Origin of the sequence: Enterococcus sp. FZMF (assembly GCF_030263915.1) — a bacterium.
In the GTDB taxonomy this organism is placed as follows: domain Bacteria; phylum Bacillota; class Bacilli; order Lactobacillales; family Enterococcaceae; genus Enterococcus_D; species Enterococcus_D casseliflavus.
This window is the reverse complement of sequence record NZ_CP127160.1, coordinates 126,982-151,537: the sequence shown is the minus strand read 5'-3', so window position 1 is coordinate 151,537 and position 24,556 is coordinate 126,982. Positions and strand designations below refer to the sequence as shown.

Below are 24,556 nucleotides of genomic sequence, written 5' to 3'. Positions count from 1 at the left end.
CTTAAGTATACCGATAATTGCCTGATTTGTCATAAGAAGATTTTGTACCTATGCCAAGAAAGCCGATGGCACGCAAAAAACATCCTTGCAAGCAGTGGCGTTCTCCTTGCAAGGATGTGGACTAGCTATGGATCATGCATCAAATTGTGCCTGATAGAGTGCGGCGTAACGCCCCTCTTTGGCTAATAACTCTTCGTGGGTCCCTTGCTCTACGATATTCCCCTGTTCCACCACGAGGATCGTATCGGCATGTCGAATCGTGGACAAGCGATGGGCGATCACAAAGGAGGTTTTGCCTTTCATCAATTTGGTCATCGCTGCTTGGATCAGCAGCTCTGTTTGTGTGTCGACATTCGATGTGGCTTCATCAAGAATCAACAGATCGGCATCCAACAGCATTGCTCGTGCAATCGTCAACAGCTGTTTTTGCCCTTGTGAGATACCGGTTCCGTCTTCAGAGATCAAAGTATCATAGCCTTTTGGCAGGCTCATAATAAAGTCATGGATATGGGCGGCTTGTGCAGCAGCTTGGACTTCTGCCAACGTCGCATTCGCCTTGCCGTAGGCCAAATTGTCGAAAACCGTTCCCGTGAACAACCAGGTATCTTGCAGCACCATCGCATAGCTTTGCCGTAGGCTGCGGCGTGTCGCTTGGCGGATATTTTTACCGTCTAACCGAATCGCTCCTTGGTCTGGGTCATAAAACCGCATCAAGAGGTTCACGATGGTGGTTTTCCCGGCTCCAGTCGGTCCGACGATCGCGACCAAGCTGCCAGCTGGTACTTGTAGCGAAAGGTCTTTGATGATGGGCTGCTGTGCTTGATAGCCGAAGGTCACATGGTCAAAGGCGACATCACCAGACACCTCGTGGTATTCGTAGGCTCCAGGAACATCAGAAACTTCAGGTTCTTCATCCAGCAAACGGAAGATCCGTTCTGCCGCCGCCAATGCTGATTGCAAATCGCTGAAGATGTTGGCTAACTCATTGATTGGTCCTGAGAATTTTCTGGAGTAAAGAACAAAGGAAGAAACATTCCCTAATGTCAGATGACCGAACAAAAACAGCAAGGCGCCAAACATACTGATCAAGGACAACGACAGATTGTTGATAAAGTTGATGGAAGGACCAGTCATACTGCCGTAGTACTCGGCATTGTAATAGGCATCCACCGCTTCTTGGTTTTTTTCGTCAAAACGGCTGATGATCGCTTCTTCTTGGTTATACAGCTTGATCGTTTGCTGACCAGAAATAATCTCTTCCACAAAGCCGTTCAGTTCGCCTAATTTGCGAGAACGACGGCGAAACAATGGTTGAAATTTGCTCATCAAAAAGCGGGTCAAAAAGATCGAAGTGGGAACCGTTACGACAAAAATCAGCACCAGCAGCGGCGAAATCAAAACCATCATCACAAACGAACCAATGATCGTCACAAGACTGCTGAGGACTTGAATGGCATCGCTGGCCAATGACGTATTGATGGTATCGACATCATAACTGATGCGGCTGATGATATCCCCAGTGGCGACTCGGTCAAAATACCCCACCGGCAGTTCGGTGATTTTATCAAAAATCGCCTTGCGCATCGCTGCCACCACCCGCTGACTCAAGCGGATCATCATGAGCGAGATCAGATAACTAAGAAGGGAAGACGCAAGATAAAACAGCAGCATCAGCCCACAATAAAAGAAGACTCGGTCAAAAATGACCTTGCCGGGACCCGGTTGAATGGCATCAATGGCGTACCCTGAAAGCAACGGGCCCACCAAGGCGAAGATGTTGCTGGCCATCATCAATACAGCGGCTGCCAGCAGGAGACCTTTGTACTCGTAAAGATAGCCCCACAAACGCCGTAGTGTTTTCTTACTATCCTGCGGTTTTTCCGTTTTTTTCTTCGGCATCGTCGGCACCTCCTGTCTGACCTTGATAAATGGCTTGGTAGATCGCATTTTCTGCTAGTAATTCTTGGTGACTGCCAAAGCCGTTCATTTGCCCGTTTTCCAGTACCAAAATTTTGTCGGCATGCTGGATCGAGCTGATCCGCTGCGCGATCAAGACCGTCGTCGTCTGTTGAAACTGCTGTCTTAGGACCTTGCGCAACTGAGCGTCGGTCCGATAATCCAGCGCACTGGCAGAATCATCCAAAATCAAAATCTCTGGATCCCCCGCCAATGCCCGCGATAACAAGACCCGCTGCTTTTGACCCCCGCTTAAATTGCTGCCTTTAGCATGCAGTGGATGAGCTAAGCGCTTGGGTAGTTGATTGATAAACTCCTTGGCTTGGGCGCGAGCCGCCGCTTCTTCGATCTGCTCTTTGGAAAACCGCCGGCCAAAGGCGATATTTTCTTCGATCGTTTCCGCAAAAAGCACGTCTTTTTGTAAGACGACACCGAATAACTGATGCAGCTCCGTCGGATCGATGGAGCGAATGTCGAGACCAGCGATGCGAATCATGCCCTTCGTTGGGTCATAGAGTCGCAGCAGTAGTTTGACGATCGTTGATTTTCCACTACCAGTCGCACCGATGATCCCTAAGGTTTCTCCCGGCTGCAAGGAAAAATCGATGTCTTTCAGCACCTGGGTACCGTTAGGATAGGTGAAGGAAACTTTTTCAAAAACGATATGCGCAGACTCTTCTTTGACAGGCGCCTCAATGACTTGCATATTTTGCGGCAGGCGCAAGACGGATTGGATCCGATCGGCAGAAGCCAGCCCCTTCGACACGATCACAAAGATGCGCGTGATACTGAGCATGGCATTCAAAATGATCGTAAAATAGGTCAAAAAGGCGATGATGACGCCTGGTTGGGTCAATCCTTGATTGACGCGAAAGGCACTGACGACGATCACTAGCGTCAGTCCGATATTCAAAAATAGATCCATCAGGGGCGGTGTCGCAGCCATCGTTCGATTAGCGGTGGTTTCCGCAGCTACTACGTCTTGATTGACGTGGTCAAAGCGCTTTTTCTCGTAATCTGCTTTGGACAAGGCCTTGATCACCCGAGCCCCAGTCACATTTTCACGGACAGTTCGCACCAACACATCCACTTGCTTTTGTAATGAGGCAAACAAGGGGATCCCCCGTTTCGAGATCGTGACTGCCGCCACTAAAGTGAAGGGCAAGACGCCCACTAAGACCAGCGTCAACACGGGATCTAATGTGGCAGTGATCATGATCCCTCCTAATAATAGAATCGGGGCACGAATCCCCATCCGTTGGATCATGCCTACCGTTTGATGGATGTTGTAAGTGTCTGTCGTCAAGCGAGACACCAAAGAAGGGATCCCGACTTCTTCGACTTGCGGAATCGACAGATAGGAAACTTTTTCAAATAAATCATGGCGTATACTACCAGTGGTATCGCGAGCAACACTGGAGGCCATCCGATTGGCGATGATATTGGTGACGACTGCGATGATGGAGCAGACCACCATCGCCCCACCCCAAGCAAAAATCGCAGATACCTGCTTCGTGGGGATCACAGAATCGATGATGTACGCCAAAATCCAAGGCAATAGCAAGTCCATCAGGGAGCCGAAGAATTTGATACTGACGCCAAGGGAGATGCGGCCGATATAGGGTTTTAAATATTGAGTCAAAAGATTCATTCCATCGCCTCATCTTTCGCTAAAAGCCGCTGGGAATTTTCTTTGACGATTTCCAGATCGGCGATCAACTGCTGCTGTTGGGCAGCAGAAAAACCTGCTACGACTTGTTCATTCCAGCTTTGAAGCAGCTGTTGGATCGCTGGTTGGACGGCGAGTGCTTTTTCGGTTGGATAAACCAGTAATTGTCGTTTGTCGGTGGGACTGCTGGTTCTAGTGACAAATCCTCGTTCTTCTAGGATTGCTAGTTGACGGGCAACATTGCTTTTATTCACAAAAATCTTCTTGGCTAAGGCTTCTTGACTGATCCCCGGTTGGCGGCAAATGTTTAAGATATAGGTATGATGCATCCCACCTAAACCAAATTTTTTCAATTCTTTTTCCCGATAAAGGATGGCGAGACGGGCAATATGATTGATTGAGCGGATAATGGCTTCCATGAGCACTCCTGCCTTTCTTAGTTCTTCAAAGTGTCTAATCTATTATAAGGAATAATCGTTGCGTGCGCAACGATTATTGTTTCTGACGAAAAGCAACAGGTACACTGTTGTTGATCAGCAAAAAAAGAACTTCAGCCCTCTCGCTGAAGTTCTTTTCTGATTCATTTTATTCAGATTCTTTCAATAAAGCTTGTACGACCTTACGACGACGGTACAGCTGTCTGGTTTTCCAGCTGATAAAGCCGATGAGTAAAGCGAGCCAAGAAATGATCGTCAGCCATAAAGCTCCGTCGAAAAACCAAGGTGCGTCGTAATCAACGACTAAGACATTCTCCCCTGCTTGCTGTTGGACAGAAACGGCACCAATGGCACTCAAAGAGACATCTTTTTCAGTTAGTGGCTGCTGATTGAGGGTCAATTCAGTATATCGGTAATTGATGATCGGTAACGCCTTCCACGTCCCTTGATCACCTTGCCAACGTAAAGTAAGCTTCCCGTTTTCTACGGTTTTTGCCACGGTATCATTCTTTTCAATGATTTCTTCCCCGTACAAATTGTACTTGTTCTTCTTGGTCTCTTGATAGAGGGGCAGATAATCTGGCGTAGAACGTTGATACAGCGCTAATGCTAAGGACTTGTCTTTACTAAAATAGGCTTCCTTCAATTGCGCTTCAGATTCCGCCGACAGATAGGTGTGGTTTCGCAGTGAAACCGCAGCTTCATCGGAGTGCCAGTCCTGCATTTTGACCGTGTTTTGGATCAGGATTTGACCAACACTCAAGACTAAAACGAGGACGAACCAACGCGGATTTGCCAATGGCTTGCCCCGATAATAAGGAACTATCAGGCACAAACCGACTAAGATCAAAATCGTGGCAGGAACAAAGAACCGAAAAGGAAATTGCAGTAAATTGATCACACCATTGTCCAGACTGCCTAGCCATTGCCAAGGAACAGCGTTCGATGATAAAACGAAAAAGACTGCTGCAGCTGCCGTCATTAATTTGAAGCCGCCAGATAGACGCGGCCATACACGGATCGCACCGCAAAAGAACAAAGCACATAAGATGGGCAGCAGGTACGGAGTCGTCCACCAATAGCTGCTGGTTCCAGTAATGGTATTGTTCTGCATGTTGCGATTCACAAAAGGCGCGATCAACGTGTTACTCGTATAAAGATCCAACATCCCTAACCAAATATTGGCGGTCAGTAGCAAGAAGATCCCGATCGCTCCTGCTAAGCGCAGCACCAATTGTCGTTTTTCTTCGCCAGAAGTCCCAACAAAAAAGGCGCGTAAGAAAAAGGGTACGTATAAGAACACTAACAAGATGCTTGAAAACACATGGATTTGAAATAAGACCGCCACGGAAACCCCTACCGCAAAAGGCCGTAACCGTTTATGTTCCCCTAGTGCGATCAGTGGGATCAGGCACAGTGGCAGCACAGCCGCCCCCCAAGCAGAAAAGCCCTGCCGCTCAATCCAATACTGGACAGAATAGGTCGCCATAAACAGGACGCTCATCCCCACTGACAGCCAACCATTGACTCGTAATTTCTTTAATAAGCCAAACATCGAAAACCCTGCTAACAAATAGAGCAGCCCGTTGGCGAGCAGCTGGTAGGAAAACCACGAAGGACTCAGCAAGACCAGCAATCCTTGGAAATAGGCAAAAAAGGGCCCGTATAATGCATTGACGATACGAGCAGATTGCTGAAACCCGTAGATAGAAAGAAAATATTGAAAATTGCCCTCTTTGATCTGCTGGCTGGTCTCATAAAAACGATTGAAGTGAAAGACCACATCAGAGCCCAAAATCATGCCTTGGCCTAAGATCTGCGGTAATAAAAAAACACCACTCATTGCAATCAGAATCACCACTTGCCAGAAAAGCGGCTTTTGTACTATTTTTTGTTTCAAAAAAAAACCTCCTTGCACCTTTTCGGTACGCTCATAAAAAGAGTACCAGATAGGGACGAGGAGGGGAAAAAGAAAGCTTAGTGAAAAGGGATACATGGTAAAAATTTAACCAATTACTAAACTTTTCTAGGTTTTAGGTGGTCGTTTCTGTGCTTTTTCTCAAATTTATTGGGTGATCGTTTGCCAGCTTTCCAGTAGTTCGCTTAAAAGCGGGACGACCGTTTCTGCAGGGGCTGCCTCTTTTTGGACATTGGCACTGACTAGCTGATCGTACATATAGCCATACAGAGAATCGAGATCTTCTGCAATAGCGCCACCTTGCTCACGGTCTAAAGAGACCCGTAATTCCAATAAAATATTCTGCGCCTTGACAAATTGCTGATGAGCTTGGCTCAAATCTTCTTTTTCCAATGCGATCACTGCTAATTTGATATTTTTGATCGCTGCTTGCAACAGCATTTCAATCAGTTTGTTGGGGGTGGCACTCATTACTTGGTTCTGCAAATAGTTGTTTTGAACTTTTTGATAATTCATCTTTTTTTCCTCACTATAAATCAAATTCGACGAAGGCGGCACTGTCTTCTTGCTGCAAATACGTTTTGACAAGATTGTTTTTGCGGTTCAAACGCCCCAGTTCTTGTTTGATCTCTTGCTGCTGGGTTTTGACCTGGTCTAAGAACGCTTGATACGCTTGGATCACTTGTTGCGCCAATACACTGGTTTGTGGACTATGGCTCTGTGCTTCTGCTTGCATGGCTGCTATGACCGCTGCATTGGCTGCCATCAAACGACTGGCTTCTTCGCTGTCGCCGCGCCATTGGGCAAAACCAGTTAAGATCTGATTCAAACGTTCATCTAACGATACGTGTGGCTCCATAGGTTGTTTCCTTTCATGTTGACGAGGGTTTCTTATGCGAATGAAAAAATGACTGCTTTAGTCGGCTATTCTGCCTAGTTTGACGTATTGGCAAACTGATTGCTTAGGTAGCTCAGCTGATTTTCAGCCTCCATCATCACGGAGTCTAACTTGGTAAACATTGTGATGTAACGCTCTTTTTTCATTGCCAAAATATCATCAAACCGTGTGATCTGCTTGTTTAAATCCTTGATGGTACTGTCATAGGTCGCAGATTTGGTGGCAATGATCCCTTTATTGGCTGAAGTATTGACGACATAGCTGTTGGCTAATTCTTTTAGGGCTAGTGTATAGCCAGTCTCTTTCGTACTCGCAGTGCCATCAGCTTCTTTGGTTTTCGTACTTGCATAAAAGAAAGACTTCACAGCAGCGGGATCTTCCGCTAAGGCTTTTTTTAACTTTGTCGTATCCAGTCCCAATGTACCATCATTATCAACGGTGGATATGCCTAGCTTATTGGCGGTCAGCTTTGAGCCGCTGACGGCTGGAATGGTGATCAAATTTCGCAATTGGGTCTGTAGACGGGTCAACGCACTGTCTCCCACCAAGGTCCCCGTCTTGTTGTTTTCACTACTAGGATCTCCCACGGTCAAATTGTCGCCGATAAAACTCATCAAGCTATTGTATTGATCCACTAATCCTTGCACTGCATCAACGACTTGCGAGGTATCATTGGCTAAAGAAAGCGTCACATGCTCCTCGCTTTTTTTAGCTAACGTCAGCGTGACACCATCGATAACATCTGTCACACTGTTGCTGTCGCGAGTGATCTTCATGCCGTCTAGTTCAAAAATAGCCGGTTGGCCTTGCGTCGTTGTCGCAGTTGAGCCGATCCCTAACCCTTCGGCGGCATTGCCATCGATCAAGAAATTTTTGTCGCCCATTTTGGTATTCGTTAAAATCAAACAGTTATCCATGATGCTCGCCGCGACGAAGGTCGTCTTGCTTTGGCTATTGATCTTGGCTGCCACATCTTTTAAGCTGTCTTCGGCCGTGATCTCGATCGAAGCAGTGATCGGTTTGCCATCTTCATCGACTTCCGAACTGGTCAATGACAGCTGACCACTGACATTTAGGGCCGTTTTGCTGCTTTGAGCTACTTGACTCCCCGTCACCTTCGTGGCTGTTGCTAGTTGGTTGACTTTTAGATCATAGGTGCCTTCTGGAGCTTCCGTTGTTCCTGCAATTGAAGCGATGCTGCTATTGGTGGTCGTTGCTTTTTTCGTTTGATAAGCATCATCTTTTTGTAATGCATCGACTTTTGACAAAAAGTTAGTCAAGCGAGTGCTGATATCACTCCATGCCGTTTTTTGTGCTTTAAGCGACGTGATTTTATTCTCAGCGCGGGTCTTGTTGATCGCATCTGCCGCCAATAATTTTTCAATATCTTCTGAAGTCACGCCAGAATAACTCCCTAGCGTTGTACTGATTCCTGAACTGCTGGTTACACTTGCCATGTTTTCATCCCTTTCGATCGACAGCGATGCCCATGTCATCCCATATTTTCCCAATCACATCTAGCATGTTGGCGGGCGGGATCTCTTTGATCACTTCGTTGGTCTGCATATCCACTAAACGCACCATCGTACGCCCTGTGCGCTCATGTACTTCATAAGCCAATTTCATATCTTTGCCAATTAGTCGCTGATTCACTTCCTCCACGGAGGCTGCGATCTTGTGCTGATCGGCTACTGAAAAATAGTGGATCGGCGGTTCAGTGGCCACTGTCTGTTCCTTTTTCTCCGCCAGTTTCCCCTCTTGGTGTTGTGGCTGAAGGTTGGCGGTCTCTTGATCTAGGGATTCGATCGGACGTGCTTTGGCGACCGACGCAACGGCTTCGATCGGGTGTATTCCTGACATTGGCTGAATATCCATCAGAGCTTCCTCATTTCTAAGCGTTTTTGTGCTGCTATGTAAAACACAAGAACTGCGCTTCCCCTAGGCAGTCCTTGTGTCAGTGGTTCACTTGATCAAAAATTATCCTTGTAACAAGCTCAATACGCTGTTAGGCATTGAGTTTGCTTGTGCCAACATTGAAGTTGCTGCTTGAGAAAGGATGTTGCTCTTCGTAAAGCTCATCATTTCTTGCGCCATATCAACGTCACGGATACGTGAGTTTGCTTCAGATAGGTTTTCTTGCGTTGTCCCTAAGTTGTTGATTGTGTGTTCTAGACGGTTTTGCGCCGCACCAAGATCCGCACGTTGTGCAGAAACTGCTTTGATCGCTTTATCGATTTTCGTGATTGGGTTGTTTTCAACGCTGACAGTTGCCGCTGCTGCTGCTTTGCCTTCATCAGAAGCGGTAAATGTTGCTAAAGCATCATCGTATGTTTTTTGAGCTGTTGCTTTTGCTGTATCATCCCCAGCTGTTACGATGGCTGTTTTTAATTCAGCAACTGTTCTACCTGCTACCGCATCAACTGAGCCGTTCGGTGCATATTTTGTTGTAGTATCTGCTTCGAAGGCAGTCGCTACTGCTTTAACTTTTACTGCAGCAACAGCTTTGGCATCGCTTATGTCAATGGCTTGTGTTAAATCTAAGCCTTTTACTTCCAAGGCAGATGAGCTCATGTTTTTGATTGAAACGCTCATTGTTTGGTTTGCATTGGCACCGATTTGGAAAGTGAATGATTTCGCATCATCGCCTTCACCAGTTAACAATTTTTTTGTATTGAATTCAGTGGTATTGCTGATACGGTCGATTTCATCAGACAATGCAGTGTATTCTTTGTTGATCGCACTGCGGTCGTCATCACTTAACGTACCGTTTGAACTTTGAACCGCAAGATCACGCATACGGCCTAAGATGCTGTGGGTTTCATTTAATGCACCTTCTGCTGTTTGGATCAATGAAATACCATCTTGTGCATTGCTTTTTGCTTGTGACAAACCGCCGATTTGGCCTTTCATTTTTTCAGAAATTGCTAAGCCAGCTGCGTCGTCCCCAGCTTTGTTGATGCGTAAGCCTGAAGATAATTTAGACAAAGAATTGCTTTTAGAAGCATTTGCTGCCGTTAGGCGTGAGTAAGTATTCAATGCTGAAACGTTTGTATTGATTCTCATGTGTAGTTCCTCCTAATTTTTATTCGCTAAGGTTTCCCTCTGCTACTATTTATCGGAAGAAACCGTTCAGGGTTAAGCCTTTTTTCTAAAAAAAATAAAAAACTTTTGCTCTCAGCAAAGAACAAAAGTTTTTGGGTTAATTTAAATAATCTAGAATGGACATCTGCATGATCTTTGTTCCCATCGCTAATGTTGAACGGTAGGCAGTCATTTGATTTTGATATTCCATATACTTTTCCGCAATATCGACGTCTTGTTTGTTGGACAGTGTTTCGGTCAAGTTCAGCTTTTCCGTCTCATTTCGATCAGCTGCCGCCTCCAAGCGATTGTAGAGGGTGCCGATCTGCGCCCGTACATTCACCACATTAGTGGCATGCTGGTCATGAGCGGTTAAAAGCTCGCCCCCTAAGGCATCTTTATCATCACTGCGCAATGCAGACAACAAATCATTGAAATAGGTGCTTAAATTTTGGGGATCCGCAGCTGTGCCCGTCTCGTTCATCAGATGATCACCGCTGGCTAACAGATCCACTGAGACCCCATTTGCGATTTCTCGCGGCAAGTCTTCGCTGGTGCCATTGTATTTGATACCGACGATGGCGTCATTTTCTTTGACGATCTCAAAAGGCGCCGTCGTCGTATTCGTTCCGCTAAATAGATAGCGGCCATCAAAGTTGGTGCTTAATGATTCAACGATGCCTTCGATCTCTTGCTCGATCTCTGAACGATTTGCCCCTAATTCCTCACTGCCAGCTGTCGCATTGGCAGAAGATTGAACCAACGAGCGAATCCGCAGCATCGAAGTACTGACGCTTTCTAAAGCAGAATCTTGGGCTTTTGTCCAAGAAATACTGTCTTTGATCGTATTGTTGTAAGTTTTGTTTTGATTTAACGACACATTGAGATCCATGATTTTTGAAACCAGCAGCGGATTATCCGAGGACTTGCTGACTTCTTTTAAGCTCGATAGCTGATTCAACGTGGATTGGACTTTGGAGGCGTGGGTGCCTAGATTTCGTAAAAAATCATTGTAGGTGATTGAATTGGAAATACGCATGGTCTACACTCCTGTTCGATTGATCAATGTGTCTAACATTTCAGAAACGACCGATAATATGCGGGCATTGGCCTGAAATCCTTGTTGGAAACGAATCACATCTGACATTTCTTCATTTAATGAAACCCCAGACACCGATTGATTTTTGTATTCTAGTTGATTCAGCAGCGACAATTGGGCACTGACTGTATTGTCGGCTTGCTGTTTTGAGATCCCGTTTTTGGTGACGATGCTGTTAAAATAGCTGCTGACACTCATGCCAGATGCTGCATTGGCAAACGACAATGTCTCAGAATCAAAAGAAGCGATCGTCTTTTCTGACAACGGGAAGTCCAATTTGGCACTGCTGAGTTTCGCCATTGCAGCAGCTCTTGAACCATCTCCTGCTGCATTGCTCGTTCCGCCGGTCACCAGACTTGGGTTATCTAACAGTGCTTGGCTGACCCGAATCGTCGTCGCTGTACCAGTATCATCTTGGCCGATCTCAAATAGACCGCTAGTAGGAGAAGCGCCGCCAGTAAAGACCATGTTCATGGCTTGCGCGATCGTCGATGTAAAGTTGTTCAATTCCGTCAAGCGGCTGCCGATCTCCCCAGATGATGCTTGCAGGCCTCCGATCGCGCCTTCTTTGATCGGCAATTCTGTATAGGCGGTTTCGCCATTGTCGGTGGTTTTCGTCAACAAGACGGTTCCAGCTGGATAAGACCCTGTGATGGTTTCGGCAGGATTCAAGGCGTTGCCGTCTTTGGAAACCAAGGCGCCTGTGTCGCTTTGTCCCACCACCACACTAAGGGTATTGCGTTCCTCCGCACTTAAGATCGTCTGTCCGCTCATGGATACAAACCCACGGCCATACTGATCGGTCTTGGTTTCGATCCCTGCTAGACCCGAGAGATCTTTCAACAGACTGTCTCGACGATCTAAAAGATCATTGGGTGTCTCACCACTCGTCGTCAACCCATAGATCTGTTCATTCAAGGATTGCAGCTGTTTGACCTTTTCATTGAAGTCCAGCGCGGATTTTTCGATGGTATCCAGCGTGTCGCTTTGCAACTGCGTCATTTGTTTGCCCATTTGGTTGATGGTATCGGCAAACGTACTGCTGTTTTCCAGCACGAGGGTCTTAGACGTATCCAGTTCAGGATTGTTGGCTAATGCGGTCCAAGAATCAAACATCGTTGCCAGCTGTTTGGACAGTCCATTGTCAGAAGGCTCATTCATTAAACTTTCCAGCTGTCCTAATATGTCTGCTTTTTGTTCATAATATGTATAGGTAGAATTGGCATTGCGTACTTGTCCAATGACAAAATCATCGACGATCCGTTCGACACTGCCGACTTTCACACCCATACCGATGCTGCCGACACCCGCTAAATGATAAGACGCTTCGGCTTGCAAGTTGACTCGTTGTCTTGAGTAGCCGTCTGTATTGGTATTTGCAATGTTATGGCTGCTGGTTTGCAACGCTGCTTGATTGGCGGTCATGCCCCGGGTTGCGGTGCCTAATGAACCAAATAGTCCTGTCATAGAAGTACTCCTTACATTTTTTGATCGATGATCGCTGTTGAGACAGCTTGTTTTTCTTGGTATTTCGAATACGTATTTGCCCGTGTCTTGATATTTTCTTTGACTGCATCCATCAAAACAGTTTGGAAACTAATGGCTTGCTCCGTCAGCAGGAGATTTTCGGCTTGCTGCACTTGGATCTGGCGGATGAGTTCTTTGATCGTCACTGAAAGAGTTCCTTCATACGTGGAAAAAACGGGTACGAAGGCGGTTTTTTTCTCGACGAGTTCTGGTAATTTTTCTGCTTGATTTTTGATCAAGCAGGTCTTTTCTTTTTGCAGCAACCGCAAGAACTGCTGAAGCTGACGCTCAAATTCCCGTTCTGTCATCTAGTCGACCTGCTTTTCATCTTGTTGCAGCATTTTATCTGCGATCGTTTCGGCAGATACTTGGTAGGTGCCTTCTTTGATCGCTCGTTTCAATTCTGCCACTCGCTCACTGCGACTGGCTGTTTGATTGGCACTCTTTTGAATGGCTTGAGCTGTTTCGGACAATTGAACATCGACGGTTTTTTCTGTCTGAGCAGCAGATGGCTTTTCTTGTTTGACCGCTTCACGTTTGATGGCCTTGTCGCTGTATTCTGCGTAACCTCTTTCGATTTTCATAGGTTCTCCTCCGTTCTCATTCTTCTACCCTCTACTATCGGTCAAATCACAAAAAAGTTAAACCCATATGTTTAACTTTTTGCGATTTCTTCAAATTAATGCAAATTGTGGATGCGTTGTTTTTGCGAAAGAATGTTGGTGATCCGCACACCAAAGTTTTCATTGATGACCACGACTTCCCCAGTGGCGATCAGTTTGCCGTTCAACAAAATCTCTAGCGGTTCATCCGTCAGTTTTTCCAGCTCGATGACGGACCCCGTATTGAAAGATAAAATATCCTTAATGGTTTTTTTGCTGCGGCCTAACACGACACTTAGATCCAATGGCACATCAAGAATCAAGTCCAAATTATCCCCATCGCTCACACCGCTGGAGGCTAATGTTTGAAACGCAGGTTTGCTGACTTCCACGGGCTTTGATGCAGCCGCTGGTTCTGGCGTAGGTGCAGCAACGGGTGCCGTTGGCTGCGGTGTTGGTGTTTCCCGAGTAACGACAGTCGCTTCGTCTGAGAGCATCGCACTGGCGATATCGTTGACCACAGGATCGGTAAAGATCTGCATGATTTTGCTTTCGATCAAACCTTCGACGCGCAAAGAAAATGAGATACAGTAAATCTCTTCCTCTGCCTCGATCCCGCTATACTCAATGTTTTCTGGTGTCTCCCATAGTTTGACGATCGGCGGCAAGATATCCACTTTGCGGCTGATCATCGTTGCCATCGAAGTCGAGGCAGTTCCAATCATTTGGTTCATAGCTTCTGCCACAGCACTTAGCTCTAATTCCGTAAATTGAGTGTTGCTGGTTTCACCAGTTCCACCCATCATCAAATCGGCGATCACGATGGCATCTTTGACTTCTAATAGCATCAAATTACTGCCTAAAAGGCCTTCTTTAAATTCGACTGTCGTCGCTACTTTTGGTGCAACGAGGTCGTTTAAGATCTCTCCAAATTTGATTTTAGACACCCGGGGAGTCGTGATGCTGACCCGACGATCAAGAATGGAAGACAACGTCGTCGCCGCTTGCGACATGGAGATATTGCCAACTTCGCCGATAATGTCGACTTTGACTTGCTCTTCTAATCCTTGCGGCTGGGCTGGGGCACTTTGATTCAACAATGCATCGATTTCTGCTTGGGATAAACGTTCACTCATAGTTCTTGCTCCTCTTCTAACTTGTCTAATAATTCAATGGCTAAACGGTCCTCTTGCTTCCCAGGTTTTGCTCGGAAGTAAGGTTTTCCATCGATGAAAGTCTCCAATGGTTCAGTAATTTTTTTGTCTAGTTTGATGACATCGCCTTCTTCTAAGTGGAGAAACTCAGAAAGACTCATTTGAGCATGGCCCAGCAGAACTTCTAAATTCAAACCGACGCCATTCAAACTTTTTTGCAACTCGCGGCTATCGTCTTGGTTGACTGGCTGATTGCTATCAAACCAATTGCGGAAACTTAATTTATCAATGATCCCTTCAAAGAAGACATAGGGGATACATAGATTGATAAAATGTTTCACTTCAAAAATTTTGATAGTAAAGGTCACTAACACGACGGGTTCGTTGGGCGACATATTTTGCATCAATTGCGGATTCGTATCGATTCCATCCAAAACCGAATCCAAGGCAACGATGTCCTTCCAAACATTTTGGTAGACCCGTACAAATTGTGCCACCACTTCTTCCAAGATTGCTGTTTCAATATCAGTAAAACTTTTTTTCTCGCTAAAATCCATTTCGATCGGCTTGTTTTGATAGACATCCAAGCCGCCGCACAACAACTCCACCAACATCATACACAGTTGTGGGTTCATCTCGATCATTTGAATCCCGCTCAAAGGCTGCGAATGAAAGAGCCCCAACAAAGTAAATTTTGGTATCGAATGGATAAATTCGTCATAACTGACTTGTTCGATAGCTGCCAACTGCAAAGAAACATTGGTCCGCAGTTGGGTAGAAAGCATGCTACTGCTCATCTTCGAGAAATCCTCGAAGATCATGTGCAGGGTATTGACGTATTCTTTCGACAGCTTTGTTGGTCGGCGAAAATCGTAGGCTTTCACTTTGGCTTGTTTGTCTTCTATCTCAATAATTTCTTGATCGATCTCTCCGCTGCTCATCGCATTCAACAATAAATCAATCTCTTGCTGCGTCAATACCTGATCCACACTAATCCCCCATTTTTTTAAAAAATCATGTGATCGATTTGAATCACACTGGCTACTTTTTCACCGATCGTCACGACCCCAACGGCATGTTCTGTCTCTTGATTGCTTAGTTGGATATCGTCTTCGGTGATATCAAGAACTTCAATTACTTCTTCTACGAGGACCCCTTTGGTCTCCTCTTGCTTCTTCATGATCAATATGTTTTTTTCGTAGGCTGGTTCCATGATGGGAATCAATTTTGCCAACCGAATCACCGTTACGACAGACCCCCGCAGATTGATCAACCCTTCCACCCACTCTGGTGCTAAGGGCACCTTCGTAAAAGAAGGGGCATCAATGACCTCGTCCACCGAGTCCGCCGAGATCAAATAGTACTGCTGAGCCATTTTGAAAAGAATCATCTGCATGTCGCTATCCTCCTAGGCATTAGGCAAAGGCTTTGTCGATGGCAGTGATTACGCGGTCCGTGTCAAAGGGCTTCACGATAAAGTCCACCGCACCGGCGCGAATCGCATCCATCACCATTCCTTGTTGTCCCATGGCACTGCACATTACGACTTTGGCCTGCGCATCAAACGTGCGGATCATTTTTAATGCCTCTAGGCCATCCACTTCTGGCATCGTGATATCCATGGTCACTAAGTCTGGTGTCGTTGCTTGGTATTTTTCAAAAGCCTCTTGGCCATTTTGGGCTTCCCCCACGACTTCATAGCCGTTTTTTTCTAAAATATCCTTTAATTTCATGCGCATAAATACCGCATCATCCACAATCAATACTTTTTTTGACATTGTATTTGCCCCTTTCAAATTCCTAATGAATCAAATATGTTTTCTAGTACACCGATTTCTGGAATCAAAAATAACGATGCCTCTAATGTTTCTTTGGCGTAGACGAACTCATTACGGATCACCATCACCTGCTCATCATACTGGGCCATCGCCAAATAGATGGAGCTGATCGCTGCGCCAAAGAAATCATAGCTGGCGCTTGGTAAAGACGCACTCAGCTGGGTTTCCAACAGTTGCCCGATCGCGATCAAAAAAGAATTGGTAAGGATGTTGGTCAACTCGTTGATGACCGATTGCTTCAATTCTTCAGACGGATCGCTTTCTTGGATCATCAACTGACGCAATTTTGCGGCGGATTCATCCGTTAAGACAAACAAGAAGATCCCTCGAAATGCCCCTTCGATCTGGCTCATCACCACATGAACTTCTTTGTCTTCCGCCATGATCTGCTGATACAGGTCCTCATAAGCTAGAATCTCGACTTCCGGTACCCGCATATCGATCGGTTTTTGGACGAGCTTTGATAAACTAGTCGCAGCGTGACCACCGCCGATATTGATCAGTTCTTTTAGGCCATCGATCTGCAGCGCTGTATAGCTCATAAGCGGTCATCCTTTTTTTCCTGACAGATGGCATGAATGTCTAGGATCAGTGCGATCGAGCCGTTGCCCATAATCGTTGCCCCTTGATAGCGATTCAGCTTTTGCAGCAATGGATCGATTTTCTTGATGACGATTTCTTGCTGGCCGATCAGCTCATCTGCCAAAATGCCGTGAAACTGCTGGTCATTGTTGACGATGATGGCAAATTTTTTCTCAGATGGATCGCCTTCGATCGCTAAGAGTTGATCGGTCCGAACCAACGGAATCAACTCCTCTTGAAAACGATAGACCTCATCCGAGACCGTCTGGATGATCTCTTCTTCTTTGACCATCACCACGCGTTCGACGAGATTTAGTGGGATCGCAAAGGTTTCTGCTCCGACGCGAACCATCAACGCTTGAATGATCGACAGAGTCAATGGCAATTTGATCACAAACTGCGTGCCTTTATTTGGCTGGCTCTTCATTTCGATCGTGCCCCCTAGTTGGGTGATCTTGGATTGCACGGCATCCATCCCGACACCGCGCCCAGAAATGTTAGTCACTTCTTGTGCCGTTGAAAAACCAGGATGGAAAATCAGCTGCTGCAACGCTTCATCGGAAAGACCTTCCGTTGCTAAGCCTTTCTTTTCAGCACTTGCTTTGATTACTTGCGGATCAAGGCCTTTGCCATCATCCTCTAAAGTAATGATCACGCGATTGCCTTCTTGATAGGCCGCCAAGCGAATCGCGCCCTTGCGCGGTTTGCCCAGTTTTTCCCGAACATCGGGTGCTTCGATGCCGTGATCGACAGAATTACGTAACAGATGGACCAGAGGTTCGCTCAATTCAGAAACCACTGTTTTATCCAATTCCGTTTCTTCCCCAAAAATGACAAGTTCCATTTCCTTTTGCAGTTCATTGGATAAGTCCCGAACCATTCGTGGAAAGCGACTAAAGACGACATTGACTTGCTGCATGCGGATCCGCAAGACCAAATCTTGCAGCTCAGAGGTCAATCGCGAAACTTGCTCTAAGGGGTCTTTGACTGCTTCGATGTTTTCCCGCTCACTGACATCTTCCAATTGATTGCGATAGACCACCAATTCGGACACGAGATCCAAGAATGAATCTAAGCGATTCAAGTCGACTCGGATCGATTGATTTTGGGCGGACGCATGATGCGCGGGCGCCGGCGATTTTTCTTTCGTTTCTGTTGTCGCTTGCTGAAGAGCAGAAGTCTCTGACTCTGGGGTCGGCACTGGTTGAAGCAGCTCTTCTGCCTCCTCCAACACAGCAGCTGAAGGATCAAACGGTGCCACCACGAAGGCTTCGATCTCACTGTTGCTGGCGATGTTTTGCTCGACATCAGCCAGTGTTTGCTGCGTCAAATACAGCAGTGAAAAATCTGATTCAAAGGTGCCTTCTTCGAGTGTTTGGGCATCTGGTTCTGTATAGAGAACATCCCCTGCTTGGCCAAGCTTTTCCATGATCAAGAAGGCACGAGCACCTTTTAACATGGATTGGGCATCTAAGCGAACAGCAATTTGGACCGCTTGATAGCCATCTCCAGCCGCTTGCTCGATCACATACAGATCAGAAGGATCGATCTGTTGAAGCTGTGGGGTTAACGCGCCCACTGCGGTGGGGTTTTGGCTTGCTTCTGTCTCGGTTGATATACCGCCAGAATGTTCCGTTTGGTCAAGTTCGGCCAATAAATCGGCAATTTGAGCTGGCTGCAGGTCGCGTTCTTCCCGCAAGTCCTCCACAAGTTCTGACAGGCGATCCAGACATTTGAAAATCAATGAGATCGATTGCTGGGTCACTTGCAAGGTCCCAGTTTTAAATAACTCAAAAATATTTTCCATTTTATGGGTCAGCTGCGTCATGACGTCATAGCCCATCGTTGCCGCCATCCCTTTAAGGGTATGGGCAGAACGGAAAATATCATTCAGCAAGGCGCTATCTTTTGGATCGTTTTCCAATTGCAAGACATGATCATTCAACTGCGCTAAATGATCGTCTGTTTCTTCAAAGAAAAGGGTACGATAGACACTATTGTCATCCAAATGGGTCCCTCCTTTACAAAATTATACTTTTTGATAGATAAACGAATCGATTTTCTTGAGACCGAATTGTTCCGCAAAATTGATCGTTTCTGTCGCTCCCGTAAACAAAATGCCCCCTGGGACCAATGCATCGCTGAATTTTTGATAGACGGCATCCCGAGCATCGCTTTTGAAATAAATCGTCACATTGCGGCAAACGATCACATCAAAAGGCCCATTGTACGGGTCTTTCAAAAGATCGTGTTGCTTAAAATGAACCCGCCGTTTGATTTCCGCTTTGATCTGATACTGGTTCTTTTCTTTTGCATCAAAAAAACGGGTACGTTCTGCCGCTGAGACATTCCGCAATTCGTGGTCTCGATAGAGTCCTTGCTTGGCTTTTGCCAAAATTTGCGTATCGATATCGGTAGCCAAGACATTGGCTGCGGCAATTTGGTTTTTTTCTAGCAGCATCGCGATCGTATAGGGTTCTGCCCCAATCGAACATGCGGCACTCCAAATTTTGGGCAGCGTGGTTTTCGGGAGAACAATGGTTTTCAAGACGCGTTCAAAGGCGTCAAACAGTTCTTTGTTGCGATAAAATTCCGTTACGTTAATGGTGATATGGGCTAAAAAAGCCGCCCGCACCCCGTCATCGCCTTCGATCAATTGCTGGTATTCCCTCAACGTTTTTGCCCCGCTGTTTTCCATGATCGTAAGGATGCGGCGCTGCATTTGATTTTCTTTGTATGCGGCTAAGGGAATCCCTAATCGGCGATCCACCCACGCATTAAATAAGGCAAATTCTTCTTCCATCTTCTTCACCTGACCATCTGTGCAATTTTTGCTTCAATGCCCTGCAATGGCAGGACTTCATCTACGACTCCTTGTTCAATGGCATACCGCGGCATCCCAAAGACTGTACACGTTTCTTTGTCTTGAACGATCGTATAGCCCCCAGCCGCTTGGATCTGTCGTAAGCCAGCGGTGCCGTCTTTTCCCATCCCCGTCAAAACCACTGCCGCTAGTTGCGGGCCATAGTAGTAAGCTGCTGAGGAAAAAAGATAATCGACGGTTGGCCGCGTCCCATGCCGTTTTTCTCGCTGGTCCAGCTGCAGGTGCCCTTGTTGGACCGTCATGTGGTAATCCCCTGGACAAAGATACACTTGATTTTCGATCCGCATGCCGTCGACTGCTTCTTGTACTCGGACGGTTGTCTCTGTGTCTAAGCGTTTTGCAAAGGAAGCCGTGAAGCCCGCTGGCATATGCTGAACGATCAAAATCGGGCAACGCAAACGTGCAGGCAGACGGCGAATAATTCCCAGCAAAGCACGGGGTCCGCCTGTTGAAGCACCAATGACTAGCGCATCAAGTGATACCGGCAAGCTGTTTTGTGTCAGCTTAGTGGGCTGGGCAATCGTTGGTACTGGCGGGTGAACCGTACCGACTTCATGATCCATCGCCAAAATCTTTTGATGAAATTCAGCGATCCATTCTTTTTCGATCATCGATAGACTGACGGGTTTTTCCACAAAATCTCGGGCGCCAAGCGCCAAAGCCTCAATCGTGGTTTCTTGATTGGTTAATGAACTAAGCATGATGACGGGAATGGCTGATTGCTGTTTCATCCTCCGCAAGGTCTCTAATCCGTTCATCACTGGCATCTCCACATCCATTACTACCAAATCGATCGCTTCTTTGGTCAGATAGTCCAATGCTTGTTTGCCATTGCGGGCAGCGACGGTCACCTCGATATCAGGCAGCTGATTCAATAAATCTGTCACTACTTTCCGCATGAATGCCGAATCATCGACGATCATTACTTTTTTCATGTCCCTGTACTCCTTTTACAAATAAACGATTTCTTGTTTGACTTGCCGAACCATGGTCTTGAAATCCTGAAGATCTACGATCATCGTTCGACCAGCGCTGCCGCCAACATGTTTGGCTACGATCGGAATGTTTAGCCGAGCCAAGACTTCCTCGACGGCTTCAATATTGCGCTGGCCAATATTGCTGGCAGCGTTAAGCGTCTGGAACTGAAACATATTGGCGCCGCCAACGATTTTCGCTTGAAAGCGAGGCCGACGGATCTTTTGTTCCAGCTCAGCCACCATCGCTGGCAATGCCAAGTCCGCAAACTTCTCGGGCTTGATTTCCCGCTTGTGCAAAAAAGGCTGACTATCTGGCAGCATAATATGACTCAAGCCGCCGATATGACTGGCTTCATCGTAAATGATCGTGCCGATGCAAGAACCTAAACCCACCGTGATCAAACGCGTCGGCGCTTGGGCGATCTTATACTCCGAGATCCCCACATGCAGTTCCTCATTCACGGTCATCATTGTCATGGTCATTGACGGCTGCCAATTCCTCTGTCTGATAGGCGTCTAACTCCGCCGTCATCTCAGCGGCTTGTTCATAGCTGAAGAGAAACGGCAGCTCCAATGCCAGCACAAGTTCATCGTCTTTTTTCAGAAAGGCTTCGATATAGTTTTGCTTGAGTCCTGATGTATTTAGTTCCGCATTGCTAGGACTTTCAACTAGCGGTAAAATGCCGACGATCTCTTCCACGTAAAGGCCGATCGCCTGCTCTTGCCAGTGACACAACAAGACCACATTTTGCCCAGTTTCCGGTGTAAATTCATCAAACAGCTTTTTGCGGATGTCAATGATCGGCACCATTGCCTCTTCAAAAGGCTGGATCCCCAGCACGAAATCCGCCACTTCCGGCAGCTGGGTAAAAGAAGCAGCCTCAATGACCCGTACCACATAGTCGATACCCAAGGCAAAGAGTTGTTGATGACTTTTAAATACAACGTATTGTTCCATTGGCGTCACTGCTCCTTTTTAGAATTTGAAACTATCCACTTGGAATTTAAGGATAGTGGCGATCGTTTCGATCTCTTGCACATTCCGTTCAAAGTCTTCGATGACTAAGTAGAAGTCTTCTAAGTTTGCCGTTACTTCTTGGGTGCCGGCAGAGGTTTCCGAAACAGCAGCCGAAATGTTGCTGACGGAAACTTGAACCATGTCTTTTTTCTCAACGATCCCGGTAATATGGGCTTCCACGGCTTGAATACTTGAAACCAATTTTTCAACAATATCAGAGATCTCATTGGCTGACTCGATCGCTTTGTTGATATTGTTGGTTTGTTTTTCGCCGCTTTCAAAGGAATCCGTCACTGCAGAAACCACTTTTTCCGATTTTTTGCGGATCGTTTCAATGATCGAACGAATGCTTTTCGTTGATTGACTGCTTTGTTCCGCCAAGCTGCGGACTTCTTCCGCAACGATGGCAAACCCTCGGCCCGCTTCTCCAGCTCGAGCTGCTTCAATGGATGCATTCAATGCCAGTAAGTTGGTCTGATCAGAAATGTCATTGATCAGCTGAACGATCTTACCGATGCTTTGGACATCTTCGTTCATGTCGTTCATGCTTTCTACTAATTCTGCTTGGTTTTGCCGTTCGATCTCCCAGCTTTCAAACACATGGAACATCATTTCTGAATTGTGGACATTGCTGCTTTGGGATTGACCGACATAGCCGTTCATCAATTCGATCTCTTTGTGGATCTCTTCGATACTTAAGGCTAGCTCGTCCATATCAAAGGAGGTTTGTTCCGCTTCGGAGGCTTGTGAACTAGTGGCATCTGCGATGGCATTCATCGTCTGACGCACATTTTCAATTGAATTTTTGGCATTTTTTGAGGTTGTCGTTAGGCCGCCTACCATTTTTTCCATTCGGCTGCTTTCTTCGTGCATGCCAACGATCACCGCTTTGAAGGTGTTTAAAACCCCTTGAAAACGATTTTGAACTTGCCCAAAAAGAGAAGTCTGGTCGCTGCTGCCGATCTCATCGATATGCGACAGATCGCCAGAACCGACTGCTTCTAGTTCTGTCAATAACGTATCCATGCCCGAGTGGGTCTCTTTTTTTACCAAATAGGTCATTCCTACTAACACTGCGATTTCTAGCAGCAGTACGATTACTGAAAAAATAAAAAAACTTTTTGCTGCTTGTCCGTCTCCGTGGGTGCGGATCACGAAGAAATAGCATCCTAATAATACGATCAGGGTAAATCCTAGCGGAATCAACGCCGCCAAGCGGATTTTTTTGATGATAGCTTGTACCTTCTTCTTCATAACAGTATCCTTTCCTATGCAAAATGATCAGTCGTGCTGTTTATCAAGATTCGCTCTTCACTTGATAATCGTTGGGTCACTCCTTCTTTATCCGATTATGAAAACAATCTTCTAGTTCTTTAATCGGATCTTTTGCTAGAAAAGTTAAGCATCTTCACCAGACATATGTATCTTTTGGATCAGCAAAGCGCGTATAGCCGCCTTGATATTCATCACGAACCAAGCGACCGTTTTGCAGCTCGACCACCCGATTACGGACCGTATTGACCATCGTGCTGTCGTGAGTCGCCAAGAGGATCGTGGCACCGACTTGATTGATCCGCAAGAGCAGTTTCATGACTTCAACGGCTGATTTGGCATCCAGATTGGCGGTGGGCTCATCGGCGATCAAGACTGCTGGCTCTGTGACGATCGCCCGCGCGATCGCTACTTTTTTGCGCTGTCCCACGGAAAGCTCCTCAGGATAGTGATCCTTTTGAGGAAACATACCCACCAGTTGCAGTGCTTTGGCGGTTTTTTCCTGACGCAGCTTGCGGGGAGTGCCTAGTACTTGCAGCGCATAATCGACGTTTTTGGCAACCGTCAGATAAGGAAGCAAAAGGTCTTCTTGTCCGACGATACCGACTTGTCGTCGAACCATATAGAGATGACGGTCTTTGAGTTGTTCCAACAAGACATTGCCGACTTGGATAGAACCAGCCGAAAGCTCTTCTTCTTTCAAGAGTAATTTGAATAAGGTCGATTTGCCCGCACCGCTGGGACCCACCACATAGATAAATTCTCCTTGAGGGATCGCAACAGAAATATCGGCCAATGCCAACGTGCCATTGCTGAATTTTTTACTGACCTTGGTTAAGCGAATCATGTTCTTTCTCCTCTAATCTGTAAAACGATTGATCACGGACCACATCTCATCGGCTGTCTGCATGGCTTTCGTGTTCAATCCATACGCACGCTGGGTCGTTAACAAGTCTGTCATGGAAGTCGCTAAATCCACCGTCGACTGTTCTAACTGTCCTTGCAAGACGCTGCCAAAGGCTGCTGGATTGGTTTGCGAAGTAAGCAACGCTTGATCACCGGCACGATACAGTTGGTTGCCCACTGGCGTGATGTTTTCTGTATTCGTCGGCTGATAAAGGGTCAGCTGTCCCAACACGCGAGTCTGACCATTTTCTTCCGTCGTCAGCTGACCGCTGGCATCTATTGCGATTTGCTGCGCATCTGGCCACTGAGGGGTCGGTACGTTTGTGGTCATTGCCACAGGGTACCCTTCACTATTGACTAATTGCTTGTTCTCACTTAAATGAAAATTGCCTGCTCGACTCAGCAGCAATTGACCAGTTTGGTCCCGGACCCCGAAAAAGCCATTGCCTTGGATCGCGAGATCTAATGGCTGAGTGGTGCCCGCCAGATTGCCTTGGGCAAAACTGGTAGTCGTAGTCGCTTTTGCCCCCATTGACGCACCATATTGGGCGGCGTTGCCATTAAATAGCGTTTCTTCTGCACCGATGGCATTTTCCATCAATGCTTGAAAATGGGTCGTTTGTGCTTGGTAGCCATTGGTATTGACGTTGGCGATGTTGTTGGCTGTCGTGTCTAAGTTTGTCTGCAAATGATTCAACCCAGAACGGCTGATTCCTAATAATCCACTGATATTCATTG

At 46.5% G+C, this 24,556-nt stretch carries 26 protein-coding genes; all 26 read right to left on the bottom strand.

What is annotated here, in order from left to right; translation table 11 throughout:
* Positions 1-132: 132 nt before the first annotated feature.
* The 26 genes from QN079_RS00725 to QN079_RS00600 all read right to left on the bottom strand — a co-directional run bounded on the left by QN079_RS00725 (position 133) and on the right by QN079_RS00600 (position 24,554).
* Positions 133-1,899 (bottom strand): ABC transporter ATP-binding protein, encoded by a 1,767-nt coding sequence (locus tag QN079_RS00725; protein ID WP_289230228.1) that lies wholly within the window; start codon positions 1,897-1,899, stop codon positions 133-135.
* Positions 1,865-3,607 carry an ABC transporter ATP-binding protein gene (locus QN079_RS00720; protein ID WP_289230227.1) on the bottom strand — a complete coding sequence of 581 codons (1,743 nt, stop codon included), beginning with the start codon at positions 3,605-3,607 and terminating at the stop codon, positions 1,865-1,867. The genes QN079_RS00725 and QN079_RS00720 overlap by 35 nt, the downstream gene beginning before the upstream one ends.
* Positions 3,604-4,044, bottom strand: a complete 441-nt coding sequence (locus tag QN079_RS00715) for a MarR family winged helix-turn-helix transcriptional regulator (protein WP_289230226.1) — start codon at positions 4,042-4,044, stop codon at positions 3,604-3,606. Before QN079_RS00715 ends, QN079_RS00720 begins: the two co-directional genes overlap by 4 nt.
* Before the next feature lie 166 nt (positions 4,045-4,210).
* Positions 4,211-5,962, bottom strand: a complete 1,752-nt coding sequence (locus QN079_RS00710; RefSeq protein WP_289230225.1) for a glycosyltransferase family protein — start codon at positions 5,960-5,962, stop codon at positions 4,211-4,213.
* 165 nt (positions 5,963-6,127) lie between these two features.
* A complete protein-coding gene (gene fliS / locus QN079_RS00705) occupies positions 6,128-6,496 on the bottom strand; it encodes a flagellar export chaperone FliS (protein WP_289230224.1) in 369 nt (122 codons plus the stop codon).
* A 13-nt stretch (positions 6,497-6,509) separates the two neighbouring features.
* Positions 6,510-6,839 carry a hypothetical protein gene (locus tag QN079_RS00700; protein ID WP_289230223.1) on the bottom strand — a complete coding sequence of 110 codons (330 nt, stop codon included), beginning with the start codon at positions 6,837-6,839 and terminating at the stop codon, positions 6,510-6,512.
* A gap of 74 nt (positions 6,840-6,913) precedes the next feature.
* Positions 6,914-8,335, bottom strand: a complete 1,422-nt coding sequence (gene fliD, locus QN079_RS00695; RefSeq protein ID WP_353957178.1) for a flagellar filament capping protein FliD — start codon at positions 8,333-8,335, stop codon at positions 6,914-6,916.
* A 4-nt stretch (positions 8,336-8,339) separates the two neighbouring features.
* Positions 8,340-8,753 (bottom strand): flagellar protein FlaG, encoded by a 414-nt coding sequence (locus QN079_RS00690; protein ID WP_289230221.1) that lies wholly within the window; start codon positions 8,751-8,753, stop codon positions 8,340-8,342.
* A 102-nt stretch (positions 8,754-8,855) separates the two neighbouring features.
* A complete protein-coding gene (locus QN079_RS00685; RefSeq protein ID WP_289230220.1) occupies positions 8,856-9,941 on the bottom strand; it encodes a flagellin N-terminal helical domain-containing protein in 1,086 nt (361 codons plus the stop codon).
* 136 nt (positions 9,942-10,077) lie between these two features.
* The gene (gene flgL / locus QN079_RS00680; protein ID WP_289230219.1) at positions 10,078-10,998 is read right to left on the bottom strand and encodes a flagellar hook-associated protein FlgL; all 921 of its coding nucleotides are present in this window, start codon (positions 10,996-10,998) and stop codon (positions 10,078-10,080) included.
* Positions 10,999-11,001: 3 nt separating this feature from the next.
* On the bottom strand, positions 11,002-12,525 hold the full coding sequence (gene flgK, locus QN079_RS00675; RefSeq protein WP_289230218.1) for a flagellar hook-associated protein FlgK: 1,524 nt from the start codon (positions 12,523-12,525) through the stop codon (positions 11,002-11,004).
* An 11-nt stretch (positions 12,526-12,536) separates the two neighbouring features.
* Positions 12,537-12,893 (bottom strand): hypothetical protein, encoded by a 357-nt coding sequence (locus QN079_RS00670; protein ID WP_289230217.1) that lies wholly within the window; start codon positions 12,891-12,893, stop codon positions 12,537-12,539.
* Positions 12,894-13,169, bottom strand: a complete 276-nt coding sequence (flgM, locus tag QN079_RS00665) for a flagellar biosynthesis anti-sigma factor FlgM (protein WP_005226638.1) — start codon at positions 13,167-13,169, stop codon at positions 12,894-12,896. It lies immediately after the preceding gene.
* Positions 13,170-13,264: 95 nt separating this feature from the next.
* On the bottom strand, positions 13,265-14,323 hold the full coding sequence (gene fliY, locus QN079_RS00660; RefSeq protein ID WP_005226637.1) for a flagellar motor switch phosphatase FliY: 1,059 nt from the start codon (positions 14,321-14,323) through the stop codon (positions 13,265-13,267).
* Positions 14,320-15,330, bottom strand: coding sequence for a flagellar motor switch protein FliM (gene fliM / locus QN079_RS00655; protein WP_005232756.1), 1,011 nt, complete (start codon positions 15,328-15,330; stop codon positions 14,320-14,322). Before fliM ends, fliY begins: the two co-directional genes overlap by 4 nt.
* Before the next feature lie 17 nt (positions 15,331-15,347).
* On the bottom strand, positions 15,348-15,737 hold the full coding sequence (locus tag QN079_RS00650) for a chemotaxis protein CheW (RefSeq protein ID WP_005226635.1): 390 nt from the start codon (positions 15,735-15,737) through the stop codon (positions 15,348-15,350).
* Positions 15,738-15,756: 19 nt separating this feature from the next.
* Positions 15,757-16,119, bottom strand: coding sequence for a response regulator (locus QN079_RS00645; protein WP_003129084.1), 363 nt, complete (start codon positions 16,117-16,119; stop codon positions 15,757-15,759).
* 14 nt (positions 16,120-16,133) lie between these two features.
* Positions 16,134-16,721 (bottom strand): chemotaxis protein CheC, encoded by a 588-nt coding sequence (locus tag QN079_RS00640; protein ID WP_289230216.1) that lies wholly within the window; start codon positions 16,719-16,721, stop codon positions 16,134-16,136.
* The gene (locus tag QN079_RS00635; protein WP_289230215.1) at positions 16,718-18,769 is read right to left on the bottom strand and encodes a chemotaxis protein CheA; all 2,052 of its coding nucleotides are present in this window, start codon (positions 18,767-18,769) and stop codon (positions 16,718-16,720) included. The genes QN079_RS00640 and QN079_RS00635 overlap by 4 nt, the downstream gene beginning before the upstream one ends.
* A 21-nt stretch (positions 18,770-18,790) precedes the next feature.
* Positions 18,791-19,564 carry a CheR family methyltransferase gene (locus QN079_RS00630; RefSeq protein WP_128488763.1) on the bottom strand — a complete coding sequence of 258 codons (774 nt, stop codon included), beginning with the start codon at positions 19,562-19,564 and terminating at the stop codon, positions 18,791-18,793.
* 5 nt (positions 19,565-19,569) lie between these two features.
* Positions 19,570-20,580, bottom strand: coding sequence for a chemotaxis-specific protein-glutamate methyltransferase CheB (gene cheB / locus QN079_RS00625; protein ID WP_289230214.1), 1,011 nt, complete (start codon positions 20,578-20,580; stop codon positions 19,570-19,572).
* Between the two features lie 15 nt (positions 20,581-20,595).
* Positions 20,596-21,105 (bottom strand): chemotaxis protein CheD, encoded by a 510-nt coding sequence (locus QN079_RS00620; protein WP_005226629.1) that lies wholly within the window; start codon positions 21,103-21,105, stop codon positions 20,596-20,598.
* Entirely contained in the window at positions 21,077-21,580 is a 504-nt protein-coding gene (locus QN079_RS00615) for a chemotaxis protein CheW (protein WP_289230213.1), read from the bottom strand. The genes QN079_RS00620 and QN079_RS00615 overlap by 29 nt, the downstream gene beginning before the upstream one ends.
* 18 nt (positions 21,581-21,598) lie before the next feature.
* Complete coding sequence (locus QN079_RS00610; protein ID WP_005226627.1) at positions 21,599-22,894, bottom strand: methyl-accepting chemotaxis protein; 1,296 nt, start codon at positions 22,892-22,894, stop codon at positions 21,599-21,601.
* A gap of 154 nt (positions 22,895-23,048) precedes the next feature.
* Positions 23,049-23,759 carry a cell division ATP-binding protein FtsE gene (locus QN079_RS00605; protein WP_005226626.1) on the bottom strand — a complete coding sequence of 237 codons (711 nt, stop codon included), beginning with the start codon at positions 23,757-23,759 and terminating at the stop codon, positions 23,049-23,051.
* Between the two features lie 12 nt (positions 23,760-23,771).
* A complete protein-coding gene (locus QN079_RS00600; protein WP_015508738.1) occupies positions 23,772-24,554 on the bottom strand; it encodes a flagellar hook-basal body protein in 783 nt (260 codons plus the stop codon).
* Between the last annotated feature and the right edge of the window lie 2 nt (positions 24,555-24,556).